Genomic DNA, 17,061 nt, shown 5'->3' with positions numbered 1-17,061 from the left:
CCAGCTAACATGTTTCTGGGATTGAGTGGAAATCACAGAAAATGGTGAAGACCCGTTTATTTCATGGCTACATTACATGTTTGTAAATAAAATAGTGGGTTCGATGAGAAGGAGGGTCATTGTTTTCTATTTGATTGGTCTTGTTTTATTATTCATCTTGTATATGTTTTTTCAAGTGAAAATCGTTTGGTTACTGCTTATTTCGTTTGTTATTGTTTCTTTTCCTTCATACAAGCAGCGTTGTTAGGAGAAAGTCGTGTTCTGTGCGATTTTCTCCTTTCTTATTTTTGAACTCCTGTACCGAATGTGGTAAAACTATATAGTGAGGTGAATGAAATGGAACGATTACAAAAAGTAATTGCTCATGCAGGCGTGGCATCGCGAAGAAAGGCAGAGCAATTAATTATTGAAGGAAAAGTAAAAGTGAATGGAAAAGTGGTGACCGAACTTGGGGTGAAAGTAAGCCCACAAGATCGCATTGAAGTAGATGGCATTCCGCTTGAACGCGAAGAGCCTGTATATTATTTGTTGTACAAACCGCGTGGCGTCATTTCGAGCGTGAAAGATGAAAAAGGAAGAAAAGTAGTGACTGACTTTTTTAAACATGTAAACAAACGCATTTATCCGATTGGACGGTTAGATTACGATACGTCAGGACTGCTGTTGTTAACAAACGATGGGGAGTTTGCGAATGTATTAATGCATCCGCGTTATGAAATTGAAAAAGTGTACATCGCAAAAGTAAAAGGTATTCCAGTGCGTGAAAAAATAAAACAGCTGGAAAAAGGTGTCATGTTGCAAGACGGCGTAACAGCGCCAGCGAAAGCAAAAGTATTATCAATTGATAAACGAAAACAGACGGCGATTGTTGAGCTTCGCATTCATGAAGGGCGCAATCGCCAAGTGCGCCGCATGTTTGAAGCGATCGGACACCCTGTGTTAAAGCTAAAACGAGAACGTTACGCTTTTTTAGATTTAAAGGGGCTCAATCCTGGAGACTACCGCGAGCTGTCGCCACATGAGGTGAAGCAATTACGCGCTCTGGCGTTAGCTGGTTCACTGTATTTATCATAATTTTGTCACAGTTTGTTCAAATAATTTTCATTATTTATATAGTGGTAACTTGTATAATGGGATTGATGAAAACGGTTTATAGGAGAGTCGGCGATGAAAGAAAAGCGATTTTGGCTTCGGACGGTCATTTTAGCCATCATGCTTGCGGCTATTGGCTATACGATTTATTCGAACGTATTTGTTGAGAAAAAAGCAATTCAAGTTGGCGAGTCGGCACCAGATTTTATACTTGCCGATTTAAATGGCAACAAAGTTCAACTATCCGATTATCGTGGGAAAGGTGTCTTTTTAAACTTTTGGGGAACGTGGTGTAAGCCGTGTGAAAAAGAAATGCCATACATCAATAACCAATACAATCTATATAAAAATGAAGGAGTAGAAGTGATCGCTGTGAACGTTGGAGAAGCGAAAGTGACAGTACAAACGTTCGTTGATCGGTTCCAGCTCACGTTTCCTGTTGTCATTGATCAACAAGATCAAGTGGTGAATGCATATAATATTAGTCCGCTGCCAACGACATTTTTAATTGATAAAGACGGGAAAATTGTCGACATCGTTACAGGAACAATGACAGAAGAAGATGTGAAAAAATACATGGAACGAATTAAGCCGTAAGGGGTTTTTAATATGGAACAAGTAAAATGTGAATGTGGGCATGTCAATCCGATTGGAACGGTACTTTGTGAAGCATGCGGCAAACCGCTTGAAGAGGTGCCAGCGTTATTAGACATGCGCTATGAAGGGAGCGCGCGACGTTCACAAACGTACAACAAAACGATTGTTGATAAAATTTGGAACTTTTTTTCATCTGTCAAAGTAGGTGTTTGGCTCATTGTCATTACATTAATCGCTTCGGCTATTGGTACGATTTATCCGCAACAAATGTACATTCCACCAACTGTATCGCCGGCTGAATATTATGAACAACAGTACGGTTGGCTCGGGAAATGGTATTATATGCTCGGCTTTCATGACTTGTATAGCTCTTGGTGGTACATGTTGCTTATTGCACTCATTGGCGTATCGCTTGTCATTTGTAGTTTAGACCGTGTTGTACCGCTATATCGTGCGTTAAACAATCAGCTGGTGACGCGCAACGAACAATTTTTACAAAGGCAACGTCTATTTAGCCGCACGAAAGTAACGGATGATGAAGAGAACTTATTAAACGTAGTGAACAAGTTAACAAAGCGCGGCTATCGCGTTCGCGAAGAAAACGGAAACATTTTAGCAGAAAAAGGGCGTTTTTCACGTTGGGGACCGTATGTGAATCATATTGGGCTCATCATTTTTTTAATTGGTGCGATGCTTCGATTTGTTCCGGGAATGTATGTGGATGAAAGCATGTGGATTCGCGAAGGTGAAATAAAAGAAATCCCAGGAACGAACGGGAAATATTTTTTAGAAAATAAAAAGTTTATTTTTGAAGTATATGAGAAAGAAAAAGAGAAAGAAGCGTTTCAACCAGCGATTGACCGTGTCGGTAGCGGAATGATGGCGAAAAACTATCAAACAGACGTTGTATTGTACGAACGTGTCGGTTCAGTTGTTGCAGGGGAAGAACCGAAATTAAAGAAAATTAAAAGTTTTTCCATTCGTGTCAATGAACCGTTAAAACATGATCATTACGCATTATATCAGGTTGATTTTAAGTTGCATGAATTAAAAAGCATGTCATTTCATTTGACGGATAAACAAACGAACAAATCATTTGGTACGATTACCATTGATTTAATTCAACCGGAAAAAGAGTATGATCTCGGTAACGGTTATAAAGTGCAGCTATTGAGCTATTTTCCAGATTTTTATTTTGATGAAAACGGAAGCCCAAATACGCGCTCGAAAGTGCCAAACAATCCAGCGTTCGTATTTAAAATGTTAGCCCCAGACCGTCCAAAAGGGGAAGTGAGTTTCACCGCTATTCGTCAAACGATTGAACCGCTTGGGGATAATAAGTATAAGATGGCGTTTGCTAGTATTGAAACAAGAAATGTATCCGCATTAACGGTACGTCGTGATTTTACACTTTGGATTTTAGGGGTTGGCGGCGCGATTTTTATGATCGGTTTAATTCAAGGGATGTATTGGAACCATCGTCGCATATGGATTCGACGGATCAATGAAGAAGTGCTCATTGCCGCACATACGAATAAAAACTGGTTTGGATTGAAAAAAGAGCTTGAAGGCATATTTAAAGATACACCGTTTGTCATGCCAATCGATCAAGCGGACAAGCGGTCATAAGGGGGGAACATCGTGGTTCAGTTAAGTAGCACGTTACTATACGTGGCATTTGTTCTTTATTTAATTGCGACACTTTTCTTTGGCGGTGCAATTCGCGTCAAAAAGAAAGATGGGGTAGATCGTTGGGCGACGATTGGAATCGTTGTGACGATCATCGGATTTATTGCACAACTCGGTTATTTTATTACACGATGGATTGCCGCAGGGCATGCGCCTGTCAGCAATTTGTTTGAGTTTACAACATTTTTTGGCATGATGCTTGTCGGAGCGTTTATCGTCATTTATTTTATTTACAAAACGAGCTTGCTCGGCTTATTTACTTTACCGATTGCTATTTTAGTGATTGCTTATGCAAGCATGTTTCCGCGTGAAATTTCTCCGCTCATTCCAGCTTTACAAAGCGATTGGTTGCATATTCATGTGACGACAGCGGCCGCTGGGGAAGCGATTTTAGCAATTAGTTTTGTAGCGGGACTTATTTATTTAATTCGCGTCGTCGATCAATCGAAACCGAGTAAACGAACATTTTGGCTCGAGTTTGTTTTATTTTTCTTAATTAGTACGCTTGGTTTTGTGATCGTGACAACATCATTCCGTATTGCTGGTTATGAAGCGACATTTGAGTGGATCGATAAAAACGGCAAGCAAGACGAGATGGTATATCATATGCCGGCACTCGTCGGTCCGCATGAAGGTGTGTTAAAAACGGAAGGGCGCATGACACCGTTTGTTGACATGCCAGCGATCATTAACGCGCGCAAATTAAATACGGTAATTTGGTCTTTATTTGCTGGTCTTACGCTATACGGTTTGCTTCGCCTCGTTTTACGGAAGCGGATCGCAGCCGCGTTACAGCCTCTTGTGAAAAACGTTAATTTAGACTTAGTTGATGAGATCGGATATCGTTCTGTAGCTATTGGATTTCCAGTATTTACGCTCGGTGCTCTTATTTTTGCGATGATTTGGGCGCAAATTGCATGGACACGTTTTTGGGGCTGGGACCCGAAAGAAGTATGGGCGCTTATTACATGGTTGTTTTATGCCGCGTTTTTGCATTTACGTTTATCGAAAGGATGGCATGGTGAACGTTCCGCATGGCTTGCGGTGATCGGCTTTGCGATCATTATGTTTAACTTAGTAGCAGTGAACTTAGTTATTGCCGGTTTACACTCATATGCTGGATCTTAAAGCGTCTTCGTAATGAAGGCGTTTTTTTATGAGAAGTAGAAAAAAGTTTACCGGTTTTGTACAATAGAAAAGGAGGAGGTATGACATCATGGAGAAAGAAATTAAAATTTTAGTTGTTGATGATGAAGAACGAATTCGCCGCTTGCTTCGCATGTATTTAGAACGTGAACAGTATGTTATTGACGAGGCGGAAAACGGCGAAGATGCGCTAGCGTTAGCGCTTGAAAATGATTATGATTTAATTTTGCTTGATCTCATGTTACCAGGAAAAGATGGCATCGAAGTATGTAAACAATTACGTGAGAAAAAAGTAACGCCAGTCATTATGTTGACAGCAAAAGGAGAAGAAGCAAACCGCGTGCAAGGATTTGAAGCAGGAACGGACGATTATATTGTGAAACCGTTCAGCCCGCGTGAAGTCGTGCTCCGTGTTAAAGCATTGCTTCGTCGCACAGCTAACTCTCCATATGTACCGACGGATACGACTGCGCGTGATGTGCTTGTTTTCCCACATTTAACAATTGATCATGATGCGCATCGTGTCACAGCGGATGGACATGAAGTAAGCTTAACTCCGAAAGAGTACGAGTTGCTTCACTTTTTAGCGAAATCGCCAGATAAAGTGTTTGATCGTGAACAGTTGTTAAAAGAAGTATGGCATTACGAGTTTTTTGGCGACTTGCGCACAGTCGATACACACGTCAAACGATTGCGCGAAAAGCTAAATAAAGTGTCGCCAGCTGCAGCGAAAATGATCGTCACCGTTTGGGGTGTCGGGTATAAATTTGAGGTCGTGAATGAATGATGGCATTATGGCGTAGTGTCGTCGGCAAACTATGGCTGACCATTTTGTTGCTCGTTGCTTTCGTCCTTTTTATTTTAACCGTTTTGTTGCTCGGCTTTTTCGAAAAATATGATTTAGAGAAAACAGGAAATCAATTAACTCAACAAGCCGTGAAAGTGGCTCGTGTTGTGGCGGAGCATGATGAACAATTTGCACGCTCCATTGCATGGACGATGGTTGATGACGTATCGAAGCTTATGATTATTATCGATGACCGTCATTATTGGTACTCACCAAATGGAAAACTTGCCGATTTACCACTTTCATTTATTCAGCAAGATAAACAGTTATCGCGTGTTTTTGATGGGGAAAAAGTGGTGAAACGGACGCTTGTCCCAAATCAAACAATGCGAAGTAATGAATATAACGAGCTATTTATTGTCGGTGTCCCGCTTCATACCTCTAATGGAAACGGTGCTGTTTTCGTATATCAATCGTTAAAAGCAGTGGAAGAAACGACAAAGCAAACGACAAAATTTATTTTTCTTGCGGCATTTATTGCAATTGTACTAACGACGGTGTTTGCTTTTTTCTTGTCTACACGTATTACAGCGCCACTTCGCAAAATGAGGCAAGTTGCATTTGAAATCGCACGCGGAAAATTTGACTCTAAAGTGCCGATCGTCACCCATGACGAAATCGGAGAACTGGCGATGGCATTTAACCAAATGGGTCGGCAACTGCAATTTCATATTAATGCGCTAAACCAAGAAAAAGAGCAATTAGCCAGCATTTTAAGCAGCATGGCGGATGGTGTCATCACGCTCAATCGAAATGGCGAAGTGCTTATTACAAATCCGCCTGCCGATAGATTTTTACAAGCATGGTACTATGAGCAAGGACAACGTGACGATTTATCGCCACTTCCTCCCGAAGTGAATGAATTGTTTACAAAAGCTGTAGCAGAAGAGAAAGAACAAGCAGCAGAAATAGCTTTACAAGGTCGCAATTGGGTCATTGTTATGACGCCGTTATACAACGGCAAGGTCATTCGGGGAGCTGTTGCGGTGCTTCGCGATATGACGGAGGAACGACGGCTTGATAAATTGCGCAAAGATTTTATCGCAAACGTCTCGCATGAGTTGCGCACGCCGATTGCGATGTTGCAAGGGTATAGCGAAGCGATTGTCGATGATATTGCGGCGACAGATGAAGAGAAAAAAGAATTGGCAAAAGTCATTTATGACGAATCGTTGCGTATGGGTCGCCTTGTGAACGATTTGCTTGATTTAGCGCGCATGGAAGCTGGTCATTTAACGCTTCATTGCGAGCAAGTGTCCCTCCGACCGTATATTGACCGTATCATTCATAAATTTCAAGCGCTAGCGAAAGAAAAAGGGGTCCATTTGCTTGTTGACATGAGCAACGAACTCATTATTTCGTTTGATCCTGATCGTATTGAACAAGTGATGACGAATTTAATTGATAACGCTCTTCGACATACAGACGACGGTGGGGAAGTACGTGTCATTGTCGATACGAATGAAGAAGTAGTACGCATTTCTGTACAAGATTCTGGTACAGGTATTCCAGAAGAAGATTTACCTTTTGTATTTGAGCGTTTTTATAAAGCGGATAAAGCACGCACGCGCGGTCGCTCAGGCACGGGCTTAGGCCTTGCGATTGCGAAAAACATCGTTGAAGCACATAAAGGAACGATCCATGTTCATAGTAAACTAGGAGAAGGAACGACGTTTACATTCACATTGCCATTAAAATAGAAAAAATTTGTTGCCATTAACGATATTTTTCGCTATGATAGAAACGTAAAAATTGTTCGACAATTACATACGTCCGTTGCAAAAAGGTGTCGAATGGGCAACCTAGTAGACTTAATAGGGAATCTGGTGCAAGTCCAGAACTGTCCCCGCAACTGTAAATGCTGACGAAATGAAACGTGCCACTGTACGATTCGTATGGGAAGGCTTCAAAGTAGGATGAAGCATAAGTCAGTAGACCTGCCTTTTTGTATCGTCATTCGCGTCTTCGGGGAGTGAGACAGCGAAACGACAAGAGGGTTTATTATCTTTTGTTGTTTCTAGCTCATTCCATTTGGGATGAGTTTTTTATTTTGATATACATAAAAGGGGGAAAAACGATGAAGAAATGGAAACAGTATGTGTGGCTTTTGGCGCTCGTATTGACGCTCGGATTAGCAGCGTGTAGCAATAACGCGGAGCAAGCGAAAGAAACGAAGCAAGAGGCGAAAACAGAGGAGACTGCATTTCCGGTTACGATAAAAGATGCGGTTGGCGATGTTACAATTGAAAAAGAACCGACAAAAATCGTTTCGCTCATTCCGAGCAATACAGAAATTGCGTACGCGTTAGGACTTGGCGACAACATTGTCGGTGTCAGCGATTTTGATAACTATCCAGAAGATGTGAAAAACAAAGAAAAAATAGGTGGAATGGAATTTAATGTAGAAAAAATTATTTCGCTTCAACCAGACGTTGTGCTTGCCCATGCATCAAGCGCTCACAATTCTGAGGAAGGATTAAAGCAATTAAAAGATGCGGGCATTACAGTTATTATAGTGCCAAACGCCACATCGTTCAATGATGTATATGCGTCGATTGAACTGATAGGGAAGGCGACAGGGAAAGCAAAAGAAGCAGCGGATGTTGTGCAGAAAATGAAACAAAAAATTGATGCGATTGCTGAAAAAGCAAAGGAAGTAAAAGAGGAAGCGACAGTTTGGGTCGAAGTTTCTCCTGCACCTGAAATTTATACAGCTGGAAAAGGAACATTTATGGATGAAATGTTAACGATCATTCATGCAAAAAATGCATCAGGCGATCAAGAAGGATGGCCGATGTTTACTGAAGAAGATGCGGTGGCATTAAACCCAGACGTCATTATTACGACGTACGGTTATTACACACCGAACGCTGTCGAGCAAGTGCTCGCTCGCCCAGCGTGGAAAGAAGTTCCTGCAATTAAAAATAAACGAGTATACGATGTCAATTCCGATTTAGTTTCTCGTCCGGGACCACGTTTAGCTGAAGGGGTCGAAGAAATTGCCAAAGTCGTTTATCCAGACATTTTTAAATAATTACATTACTGCCTCAATCATTGCGATCGTTGCATTATTATTAGGGATATCGATTGGATCACAATCGATTCCCTTTTCTTCTATATGGGAGACGCTATTACATCAGTTGTTTCATACGCCGACAAATGTTCCTGCCACCGTTTCGCAAATTATTGTTGCGATTCGTTTACCGAGAGTAATACTCGCCTTTCTGATCGGGGCATCTTTAGCACTTGCAGGGGTAGCGTTTCAAGGGCTTTTGAAAAACGTTCTTGCCGATCCGTATACGATCGGGGTGTCGTCTGGGGCAGCCGTTGGCGCAGTACTTGTCTTTTTCTTTCAGCTTCAGTTTTCGATTCTCGGACGTTTTACGCTCCCGATCGTTAGCATTATATTTGCGCTCTTGACATTATTGTTTGTTTTACTATTTGCTCGGCTTGCTGAACGCAATATGGGAATGGAAACGATTGTTTTAATCGGCATTATCATGAATGCGTTTTTCGGTTCGCTCATTTCACTTATGGTCGCTTTTAGCGGCGAAGAGTTGCGTCAAGTTATTAGCTGGCTCATGGGGAGCGTGGCGATGCGTGGCTGGTCGTACGTGTCTTTATTTGTTCCGTTTTTTATCATCGGTTCTCTCGGTTTATTTGCACATATTCGCGAGTTAAACGCCTTTTCATTTGGAGAGCGAGCAGCTACAAACATTGGTGTACATGTATTACAAAAAAAGCTATTCATTTTACTTAGCGCCTCACTACTTACAGGAGCAGCGGTAGCTGTATCAGGAACGATCGGCTTTGTCGGACTGGTCATTCCGCATATGACTCGTTTGATTTGTGGGGCGAATCATCGAAAATTGTTGCCACTTTCTTTTTTATATGGTGGCGCGTTTTTAGTATTAGCAGATGTCGTGGCGCGAACGATTGTTGCACCACGGGAATTGCCGATCGGAGTCATTACATCGTTGATCGGAGCACCGTTATTTGCGATGTTGTTATTTAAAAGTTTAAAACGGAAGACGGGATAAACATGATTGATGTGAAGAACGTTTCGTATCAATACGGAGAAAAGCAAGTATTACACCATATTTCATTTACTGTTCATGAAGGGGAGTTTTTCGGTATTTTAGGACCGAACGGAAGCGGAAAAACAACGTTAATGAAACTGTTAAGTCGAGAACTGTCGTTACAACAAGGAAATATTGTTGTTTGCGGACAACATATTGAAACGTATAAACCGAAACAATATGCTAAACTCATTGCTACGTTGCCACAACATATAGACGTTTCGTTTGGATATACAGTAAAAGAAATGGTTGAGCTTGGACGCTATCCTTATCAATCTACCCTTTTCCCTAAATGGACGGAGGAAGACGATCAAGTCGTTAATGAAGCACTTCATTGTGTGACATTAGCGCATAAACAACATGTTTTATTAGAGCAGTTAAGTGGTGGAGAACGCCAGCGTGCTGCACTTGCTCGAGCGCTAGCACAACAACCGCGCGTATTGCTCTTAGATGAACCGACAAACCATATGGATGTGGCGCAACAGCTGAAGTTGTTAAATTTATTAAAACAGTCGAAACTGACGATCATTGCTATTTTTCATGATATAAACGTCGCATCGCTGTATTGCGATCGTCTTCTTTTTTTGCGAGATGGAAAAATAGTTGCGTGCGGTACACCGAGAGAGTTATTGAACGAGTCCATGATTGAGCGCGTGTTTGATACATGTATGAAACGACATGAACATCCTGTATTACCGAAACCGCTTGTAACGTTCGTTCCATTTTTAGAACTACCGATTGACGATGTGCTATGGCACGTCAAGCAACATGAAACGATGGTCGTCATTGAAACGGTAAAGCCATTTAAAGTGCTTTCATCTGCGCTTGTTGGTGGGGGGATGCGTTGGGCAACGACTTTTGTGAATCGTCATGTTTCACTTGACTACCGTTGTGACGATGCCGAACAAGAGATGATTCAATTTTTGCGAAAACAAGGTTTTGATGAGCAGTGGACCGTTGGGATGATGACCGCTGTTTGTGTAAATGATGTCGCGTTTGCGTCTGTTCATGAAGATGTTCGCCTTTTCGTTGCCGTAACGGCAGGGGTTGGAAATGCTGTTAATAGTGCACAGGCGTGGCGTCGTACAGATATAGTCGCTTCTCCGGGCACGATTAATACGTTTATTTTTATTGATGCACACTTATCAGAAGCTGCGTTTGTGCAAGCGTTAATGACCGCAACAGAAGCGAAAGCAAAGGCGCTGCACGATAAACAAGTCATCGATCCCCAAACCCAAACAATTGCGACAGGAACATCGACAGATTCGACGGTCATCGCTGCGTCTCAACAAGGAACGTATTATGAATACGCTGGAACGATTACATCGATCGGCAAACAAATCGCTCGTCTTGTATATGAAGCGACGCAAACAGCAATTGATCGCTACCGAAAGCGAAAGGGTGAAAGTCGATGACGCACATATGGGCGGTGTGGCTTGCGCTTTTGCTCGATCGCATATTTGCTGATCCTCGTCGGTTCCATCCTGTTTGTTGGATTGGGCAAATGATTGCGTTCATGGATCGTCGTTTGAACAAAGGAAGATGGAGAAAAGGAAAAGGAATATTCACGCTTTTTGTCGTTTGTACGGTGACGCTGATCATAAGTTACGGACTGATTGCTAGCGCCTATCGACTTTCATTTATATTCGGCATATTCATTGAAGCAGTGATCATTTTTACTTCGATTGCGCCAACCAGTTTAGCGAACGCAGCGTACGATGTCCTTGATCCGTTAGAAAGAGGGGATATTGATGAAGCGCGAAAAAACGTGGGAATGATTGTCGGACGTGATACAGAGATGTTACAAGAAGATGGGATCGTACGTGCATGTGTGGAAACGGTAGCGGAAAATACGAGCGATGGAGTGACGGCGCCCCTTTTTTATGCTTTTCTTGGCGGGGGAGCTTTGGCGATGTTGTATCGTGCTGTGAACACGTGCGATTCAATGCTTGGCTATAAAAACGAACGTTATGCTCAATTCGGCTGGGTGTCCGCCCGCTTAGATGACGTATTCAATTACATTCCTGCAAGATTAACAGCGTTTGTTATGCTTCTTGTCCATCGTGCCAACAAGCGGGCATGGAAATTATTACTTCGCGATGCGCGTAATCACCCAAGTCCAAATAGCGGATGGTGCGAAGCGGCGATGGCTGCTTTATTAGGAGTTCAACTTGGGGGAGTAAATACATATAAAGGTGTCGTATCCGTCCGACCAACGATTGGAGATGCGTCTGTTCCGCTTTCTTCTCGGCACATTAAACGAGCGGTGGCAATCATGATACGCACGACCGTTGCTTTTACGATAGGAGGGAGTTTGCTTGCGCTTGCCTGCACATGGAGCTAATCCGCATCGTTTATATGAAGCGATGCAAATAAATACGCCAAACGAATATATAGATTTTAGTGTAAATGTAAATCCGCTTTCGCTCCCAGACGAATATATGCTAAATGAACAGCAATGGTTTCGTTGCATGAGTGAGTATCCAGAAGAGCGAAGTGAAGCGCTTCGCACGATCATTGCTGAACGAGAACATGTCATGCCGTCAAACGTCTTTGTTGGAAATGGTGCGGCTGAGTGCATTTATTTGCTTGCTGGACAATTTACAGGAAAACATATCGGCATTATCGAGCCGACGTTTACAGAATATCGTCGTGCATGTGAAGCTTACGGTTGTACGGTTCATTCGTTTATGTTAGACGAACAGTGGCACCCACCAATTGATCAAGTGATCGAGCGTTTGCCGTCTTTACACGCTCTATTCGTTTGCCATCCGAACAATCCGACAGGCACGGTATGGTCAAAAGAAACGATGTATGCTTTGTTGAAAGCGGCAAATGATGGAGGGGTATATATCATTGTTGATGAAGCGTTTTACGATTTTTGGCTTGATGGTTATTCTGTTTCCCCATTTTTGTGTACGTTTGATCGTTTAATTGTATTGCGATCATTAACGAAAATGTATCGTTTAGCAGGTGTACGACTCGGTTATGTGCTCGCGCATGAACATGTTGTAAAAAAGTTAACAGAAAAACAACCGCCATGGAGCGTTAATACGATTGCTCAACAAATAGGAAAACAATTATTGAACGATGAGGCATTTGTCGCACGAACAAAAACATATATCGCATCAGAACGAAAACGAATATTTTCACAGCTTACTGAGATGGGTTATCGCTATTCACCGTCTGTTGTCAATTTTTATATGTTGCATGATGAAAAGATGACACTTTTTCCTTTTTTGTTGCAACAAGGTATCGTCGCTCGCCATACGTTCAATTTTCAAGGACTGGACGGAAAATATGTTCGTTTTGCGATTCGAACGAAAGAAGAAAATGATTGCCTTCTTTCTTGTTTAAGAAGGTGGAAGACATGATCATATTTATTAGCGGTGGTGTACGTAGCGGAAAATCTTCATTGGCGGAACAATGCGCGAAAGAGATAGCGGAAGCGGGTGATTCGCTTCATTATATTGCCACATCAATGCGGACGGATGAAGAAATGGAAGCGCGCATCATTCACCATCAAGAACAGCGAAAATATGATCGTTGGCAAACGTGGGAACAGCCGTATGATCTCGATCAGATCATTCCTATTTTTTCAAACCGTCATATCGTATTGCTCGATTGTTTAACAAATTTGTGGGCTAATGAGCTGTTTCGTGATGATCGGTGGCACATAGAGGAGAAAGTACCACGCATCGTGCAACAAATCAAAAAATTAGGCGATCAAGCGAAAGCGTGTATAGTTGTAAGTAACGAAATATTTTATGATGGTGTACCTCATGAGCAAGGAACGTATGCATATATGCGTGGACTCGGTTTATTGCATCAACACATTGTTGCATTTAGTGATGTAGCCATTTTGATGCGTTACGGTTTGCCGATTGTAAAGAAAGGAAGATGGCCATGTGGCGTGGAGTGATCTTAGCAATACAGTTTTTAACTGTGATCCCCATTCGTATGCAAGTGGACTGGAATGAACGAACAGCGCGCGGAGCTGTCCTTTCATTTCCGTTCGTCGGTGCCATTATTGGAACGTTTCTTGTTGCTCAACATCAGTTATTGTTTGATCACGTTTCTTTGCTCTTCTTATCATTTTCATTATTATTTTCTTCTATTTTTCTTTCAGGGGGACTGCATGCAGATGGGTGGATGGATTGTAGTGATGCGTATTTTTCATATCGTGACCTACAACGTCGCCTTGACATTATGAGCGACTCGCGCGTTGGGGCGTTTGCGGTGTTATCCATTTTATTTTTGCTTGGCTTTCGCTTCGTTTTCATATTTGAAACGGTCGCACATATGTCATTGTTTTCTCTTTTTTATATTCCGCTACTTTCCCGATTTGGCATGACATTGCTTTTATTGACAACACCGCTTGCGAAACAAATCGGAATGGCGGCAGCATTTCGGAAGCATATCGATCATCGGTATGTACCATTTCTTGTTGTATACGGGTTTATTGCTTTATTATCGCGTGAAACGTTCGTGTTGTTTGTTGCACTTATATTGTTTTATGTTGCTGCGCGTGCGTTTGCGATGAAGCAATTTGGGGGGATCACAGGCGACGTGCTTGGTGCGTTTATTGAAGGGAGTGAAACCTTTTTATGGCTCATCATTTGGCTATTACATACATTCGTCATTTTGTAACGAAAGAAAATGAAGCGAAGCAATATATTGGTTGGACGAATGTGCCTATTGTAAAGCAGCCGAATGTGTTGCATCAGCTTAAAGCAGACATCGTTATGGCAAGCGATTTGCTTCGTTGTCGACAAACAGCATATCTGTTATTTCCAAACGTTGTTATTGAATGTTCGTATCGTTGGCGTGAACTCCATTTTGGTGATTTTGAAGGAAAAACGTATGAACAGTTGCAAACGGTTGAAGCGTATCGCCATTGGCTCGGTGATCCGTTTCGCTATGCGCCTCCAAATGGAGAGAAGTTTACTGACTTTGAAGCACGAGTAGAACGGGCGATTGCCGATATTGTTCGTCGGTCGGTGTCGCATGTTGTTGTTGTGACGCATGGCGGAGTGATTCGTTATGTGTTATCGCAATACGCACCAGACGTCCGTCCGTTTTGGGAATGGCACGTTCCTTTTGGTGAAGGAGTGACGCTCTATAATACGAGAAAACGGTGGAGGGAGAGAAAGCGATGCATTTCGTTAGCGGCGGTGCGTTTCAAGGAAAGCGACAATGGGTAAACGCATATTATTCATTAATGCATACGCCACACGTTTGGCATTGTGCGTACGAACAGCCGTTTTCATTTCCAAACGATTATGAGCATGCAACCATTGTTGTGCTTGAAGGAATTGAGCAATGGATTCGCGAACATTTCGTTCCTTATACAACACGTGAAAAAGAAGCAATCAAGTCGTATATGTATGCATGGGAAAGATGGGAAAAAGAGGGGGGGCGGACGGTCGTTTGGATTGGTTGTGATATTAGTCAAGGGATTGTGCCCATTGATGCGCATGAACGAGCATGGCGGGATGCGGTAGGCTGGACGTATCAACAGCTCGCGCGCATATGTAACCGTGTGGATTACGTATGGTGTGGTATGCATGAACAAATAAAATAGGAGTGATTGACTATGAAATTGTACACGAAAACAGGAGATCAAGGGCAAACGAGTTTAGTCGGTGGACGAGTTGATAAAAACCATGTGCGTGTGGAAGCGTACGGAACAATTGATGAAGCAAATTCAGTAATCGGTTGGGCGATGACGTTATTGCAAGATGAAAAGTTTCGCGATATTTACCAAGAATTACAACGCATTCAACATGAACTTTTTGATTGTGGAGGCGACTTAGCGATCGTTGGTGAAAAAATGCCGTACAAAGTGAAAGAAGATATGGTGGCGTTTTTAGAGGAACGGATTGATGCATATATTCAACAAGCGCCACCGATAGAACGGTTTATTTTGCCAGGAGGGTCGCCGCAAGCAGCTGCGTTACATATGGCACGTACGGTAACGCGGAGGGCGGAACGTTGTGTCGTGGCATTGATGAAACAAGAACAAATGAACAAAGTCGTTTTGCAATATATTAACCGTTTATCAGACTATTTATTTGCGGTTGCGCGCGTTGTCAACGCTCGCCTGCAAGTGAAAGACGTAGAATACAAACGAAGCGCGATCGTGTTTCGTGACAAAAATGAAAAGGAAGGGGAATAATAATGCGTCGCTTGACGTTGCTTGTTATGTTTATTAGTTTATCGGTCATCGGTTCGCTTATAAAAATTCCATTTACAATTGGTAGTATTGCGCTAGATAGCGCGCCAGCGGTTGTTGCAGCTTTTTTACTCGGTCCGACAGCCGCTGCGGTTGTGGCAGGCATTGGTCATAGCGTATCTGCGCTGTTTGGTGGATTTCCGCTCGGACCATTTCATCTGCTTGTAGCGTTTGAGATGGCTGCGCTTTTGTATGTTGTCGGCTTACTCATAAAAAAAGGATGGCTTATTCGCAGTTATATATGTTTTTTTGTAGGCAACGCATTTATCGCGCCGCTGCCGTTTGTGTGGATTATTAGTCCAGCATTTGTTTTGTCTATCGTTCCATCTCTTGCATTAGCAACGGCGGTCAATTTGGCGATTGCTATTGTTGTTTCGAAAGCGCTACAACGTGTGAGGGGGGAGCGGCATGCGTGATGTATTATGTGTGCCGCTCGATGAACAACATGAGCTTGTCTTTGCAACCGATTGTTCGGGTGGGATTGGATTAAAGCAACATGATGTTGTTCATGTACCATATGACGTTGTCGGTTACTACGGGGCTCGCGTTGCGCTCATGGAACTCCTAAGCATTGGGGCAACGCCCAATGCTTTTATACTACAAAACTTTGTCGATGATCGTTCATGGGAGGCACTTGTCACAGGCGTCCAACAAACGATGATAGAGTTACAGTTATCGCTTCCTGTAACGGGGAGTAGCGAGTCGAATATGACGCTTATGCAATCTGCTGTTGGATTTGTTGCTGTCGGAATGGTGCGCAAAGCGAATAAGAGGGTAAGTATTACACCAACAGATGCATGCTGGGCTGTCATTGGTGAGCCGCTCGTTGGCGAAGCGGTTATACATAAAAAGGACCGCATCATTCCGCTTTCTTTATTTCGCATGTTGTTGCAGGTAGATGGGGTGTATGAAATGATCCCGATCGGTTCAAAAGGAATATGGCATGAGTGGAAGCTTGTGCATGGGGATATACCGATTCATTGCCCCCTTCCGCTACATGCCTCTGCTGGTCCAGCGACATGTGTGCTTGTGAGTTATCATCGAAAGCAAGAGCCGTTATTGCAATCACTGGCGCAAACACTTTTTTATCCGATTGTAAATGAATTGTAAAATGTCATGTTCTATCGTTCTAACTGTTCATTTTTTCGCATACAACATATATGGTCATCGGCGAACGGGAGGGAACAAACGATGGAAGATATGATGAAACGGGTGCTTGTTGTTGTTGGCATGGCAGCATGCATTCATTTATTGTTTCTTGTTGGCTTAAACAACTAGAAAAAGAGAGACATGTGCTATATAATGAAAAACAATACGAAAGGGGGTGAAGTGCTGTTAAAATGTTTTTATAAAAAATTGTAAAACTCTATATACAA

Annotated in this window: 19 protein-coding genes and 1 riboswitch; all 19 genes read left to right on the top strand. The window is 42.5% G+C overall.

The window, feature by feature from the left end; genetic code table 11:
* Positions 1–336: 336 nt before the first annotated feature.
* Complete coding sequence (gene rluB, locus ACYQY7_RS11925; protein WP_461202324.1) at positions 337–1,074, top strand: 23S rRNA pseudouridine(2605) synthase RluB; 738 nt, start codon at positions 337–339, stop codon at positions 1,072–1,074.
* A 93-nt stretch (positions 1,075–1,167) separates the two neighbouring features.
* On the top strand, positions 1,168–1,689 hold the full coding sequence (gene resA, locus ACYQY7_RS11920; RefSeq protein ID WP_461202322.1) for a thiol-disulfide oxidoreductase ResA: 522 nt from the start codon (positions 1,168–1,170) through the stop codon (positions 1,687–1,689).
* A 12-nt stretch (positions 1,690–1,701) separates the two neighbouring features.
* On the top strand, positions 1,702–3,318 hold the full coding sequence (resB, locus tag ACYQY7_RS11915; protein WP_461202320.1) for a cytochrome c biogenesis protein ResB: 1,617 nt from the start codon (positions 1,702–1,704) through the stop codon (positions 3,316–3,318).
* A gap of 12 nt (positions 3,319–3,330) precedes the next feature.
* Positions 3,331–4,506 carry a c-type cytochrome biogenesis protein CcsB gene (gene ccsB, locus ACYQY7_RS11910; RefSeq protein WP_461202318.1) on the top strand — a complete coding sequence of 392 codons (1,176 nt, stop codon included), beginning with the start codon at positions 3,331–3,333 and terminating at the stop codon, positions 4,504–4,506.
* An 88-nt stretch (positions 4,507–4,594) separates the two neighbouring features.
* Positions 4,595–5,311, top strand: coding sequence for a response regulator transcription factor (locus ACYQY7_RS11905; RefSeq protein WP_461202316.1), 717 nt, complete (start codon positions 4,595–4,597; stop codon positions 5,309–5,311).
* Positions 5,308–7,071, top strand: coding sequence for an ATP-binding protein (locus ACYQY7_RS11900; RefSeq protein WP_461202314.1), 1,764 nt, complete (start codon positions 5,308–5,310; stop codon positions 7,069–7,071). The genes ACYQY7_RS11905 and ACYQY7_RS11900 overlap by 4 nt, the downstream gene beginning before the upstream one ends.
* Positions 7,072–7,138: 67 nt before the next feature.
* Positions 7,139–7,330: riboswitch (cobalamin riboswitch) on the top strand.
* Positions 7,331–7,448: 118 nt separating this feature from the next.
* The gene (locus ACYQY7_RS11895) at positions 7,449–8,405 is read left to right on the top strand and encodes an ABC transporter substrate-binding protein (RefSeq protein ID WP_461202312.1); all 957 of its coding nucleotides are present in this window, start codon (positions 7,449–7,451) and stop codon (positions 8,403–8,405) included.
* The gene (locus ACYQY7_RS11890) at positions 8,371–9,411 is read left to right on the top strand and encodes a FecCD family ABC transporter permease (protein ID WP_461202311.1); all 1,041 of its coding nucleotides are present in this window, start codon (positions 8,371–8,373) and stop codon (positions 9,409–9,411) included. Before ACYQY7_RS11895 ends, ACYQY7_RS11890 begins: the two co-directional genes overlap by 35 nt.
* 2 nt (positions 9,412–9,413) lie before the next feature.
* Positions 9,414–10,865: an adenosylcobinamide amidohydrolase gene (locus ACYQY7_RS11885; RefSeq protein WP_461202309.1), complete on the top strand. Its 1,452-nt coding sequence runs from the start codon at positions 9,414–9,416 to the stop codon at positions 10,863–10,865.
* Positions 10,862–11,794, top strand: coding sequence for an adenosylcobinamide-phosphate synthase CbiB (cbiB, locus tag ACYQY7_RS11880; RefSeq protein WP_461202307.1), 933 nt, complete (start codon positions 10,862–10,864; stop codon positions 11,792–11,794). The genes ACYQY7_RS11885 and cbiB overlap by 4 nt, the downstream gene beginning before the upstream one ends.
* Complete coding sequence (gene cobD, locus ACYQY7_RS11875; protein ID WP_461202305.1) at positions 11,769–12,824, top strand: threonine-phosphate decarboxylase CobD; 1,056 nt, start codon at positions 11,769–11,771, stop codon at positions 12,822–12,824. Before cbiB ends, cobD begins: the two co-directional genes overlap by 26 nt.
* Positions 12,821–13,372: a bifunctional adenosylcobinamide kinase/adenosylcobinamide-phosphate guanylyltransferase gene (locus tag ACYQY7_RS11870; RefSeq protein WP_461202303.1), complete on the top strand. Its 552-nt coding sequence runs from the start codon at positions 12,821–12,823 to the stop codon at positions 13,370–13,372. Before cobD ends, ACYQY7_RS11870 begins: the two co-directional genes overlap by 4 nt.
* Complete coding sequence (locus ACYQY7_RS11865) at positions 13,351–14,100, top strand: adenosylcobinamide-GDP ribazoletransferase (RefSeq protein WP_461202301.1); 750 nt, start codon at positions 13,351–13,353, stop codon at positions 14,098–14,100. The genes ACYQY7_RS11870 and ACYQY7_RS11865 overlap by 22 nt, the downstream gene beginning before the upstream one ends.
* Positions 14,058–14,654, top strand: a complete 597-nt coding sequence (locus tag ACYQY7_RS11860) for a histidine phosphatase family protein (protein ID WP_461202299.1) — start codon at positions 14,058–14,060, stop codon at positions 14,652–14,654. The genes ACYQY7_RS11865 and ACYQY7_RS11860 overlap by 43 nt, the downstream gene beginning before the upstream one ends.
* The gene (locus ACYQY7_RS11855) at positions 14,606–15,034 is read left to right on the top strand and encodes a bifunctional adenosylcobinamide kinase/adenosylcobinamide-phosphate guanylyltransferase (protein ID WP_461202297.1); all 429 of its coding nucleotides are present in this window, start codon (positions 14,606–14,608) and stop codon (positions 15,032–15,034) included. The genes ACYQY7_RS11860 and ACYQY7_RS11855 overlap by 49 nt, the downstream gene beginning before the upstream one ends.
* A 12-nt stretch (positions 15,035–15,046) precedes the next feature.
* Entirely contained in the window at positions 15,047–15,628 is a 582-nt protein-coding gene (locus ACYQY7_RS11850) for a cob(I)yrinic acid a,c-diamide adenosyltransferase (protein WP_461202295.1), read from the top strand.
* A gap of 2 nt (positions 15,629–15,630) precedes the next feature.
* Positions 15,631–16,101, top strand: a complete 471-nt coding sequence (locus ACYQY7_RS11845; protein WP_461202294.1) for an ECF transporter S component — start codon at positions 15,631–15,633, stop codon at positions 16,099–16,101.
* The gene (locus tag ACYQY7_RS11840) at positions 16,094–16,795 is read left to right on the top strand and encodes an ATPase (protein ID WP_461202292.1); all 702 of its coding nucleotides are present in this window, start codon (positions 16,094–16,096) and stop codon (positions 16,793–16,795) included. The genes ACYQY7_RS11845 and ACYQY7_RS11840 overlap by 8 nt, the downstream gene beginning before the upstream one ends.
* Positions 16,796–16,801: 6 nt before the next feature.
* A complete protein-coding gene (locus ACYQY7_RS11835; protein WP_461202290.1) occupies positions 16,802–16,963 on the top strand; it encodes a hypothetical protein in 162 nt (53 codons plus the stop codon).
* The last annotated feature ends 98 nt before the right edge of the window (positions 16,964–17,061 follow it).

It is taken from the genome of Anoxybacillus sp. TBDG-1, from assembly GCF_054815885.1.
The sequence above is the reverse complement of the archived record's forward strand: the minus strand, read 5'-3'. Positions and strand labels throughout refer to the sequence as shown.

Coding starts and splice junctions, on each gene's coding strand:
- resA (WP_461202322.1), top strand. CDS start 1,168: ATGAAAGAAAAGCGATTTTGGCTTCGGACGGTCATTTTAGCCATCATG.
- resB (WP_461202320.1), top strand. CDS start 1,702: ATGGAACAAGTAAAATGTGAATGTGGGCATGTCAATCCGATTGGAACG.
- ACYQY7_RS11870 (WP_461202303.1), top strand. CDS start 12,821: ATGATCATATTTATTAGCGGTGGTGTACGTAGCGGAAAATCTTCATTG.
- ACYQY7_RS11845 (WP_461202294.1), top strand. CDS start 15,631: ATGCGTCGCTTGACGTTGCTTGTTATGTTTATTAGTTTATCGGTCATC.
- ACYQY7_RS11860 (WP_461202299.1), top strand. CDS start 14,058: ATGGCTCATCATTTGGCTATTACATACATTCGTCATTTTGTAACGAAA.
- ACYQY7_RS11835 (WP_461202290.1), top strand. CDS start 16,802: ATGTTCTATCGTTCTAACTGTTCATTTTTTCGCATACAACATATATGG.
- cbiB (WP_461202307.1), top strand. CDS start 10,862: ATGACGCACATATGGGCGGTGTGGCTTGCGCTTTTGCTCGATCGCATA.
- ACYQY7_RS11895 (WP_461202312.1), top strand. CDS start 7,449: ATGAAGAAATGGAAACAGTATGTGTGGCTTTTGGCGCTCGTATTGACG.
- ACYQY7_RS11855 (WP_461202297.1), top strand. CDS start 14,606: ATGCATTTCGTTAGCGGCGGTGCGTTTCAAGGAAAGCGACAATGGGTA.
- ACYQY7_RS11885 (WP_461202309.1), top strand. CDS start 9,414: ATGATTGATGTGAAGAACGTTTCGTATCAATACGGAGAAAAGCAAGTA.
- ACYQY7_RS11850 (WP_461202295.1), top strand. CDS start 15,047: ATGAAATTGTACACGAAAACAGGAGATCAAGGGCAAACGAGTTTAGTC.
- rluB (WP_461202324.1), top strand. CDS start 337: ATGGAACGATTACAAAAAGTAATTGCTCATGCAGGCGTGGCATCGCGA.
- ACYQY7_RS11900 (WP_461202314.1), top strand. CDS start 5,308: ATGATGGCATTATGGCGTAGTGTCGTCGGCAAACTATGGCTGACCATT.
- ACYQY7_RS11865 (WP_461202301.1), top strand. CDS start 13,351: ATGGCCATGTGGCGTGGAGTGATCTTAGCAATACAGTTTTTAACTGTG.
- ACYQY7_RS11840 (WP_461202292.1), top strand. CDS start 16,094: ATGCGTGATGTATTATGTGTGCCGCTCGATGAACAACATGAGCTTGTC.
- ACYQY7_RS11905 (WP_461202316.1), top strand. CDS start 4,595: ATGGAGAAAGAAATTAAAATTTTAGTTGTTGATGATGAAGAACGAATT.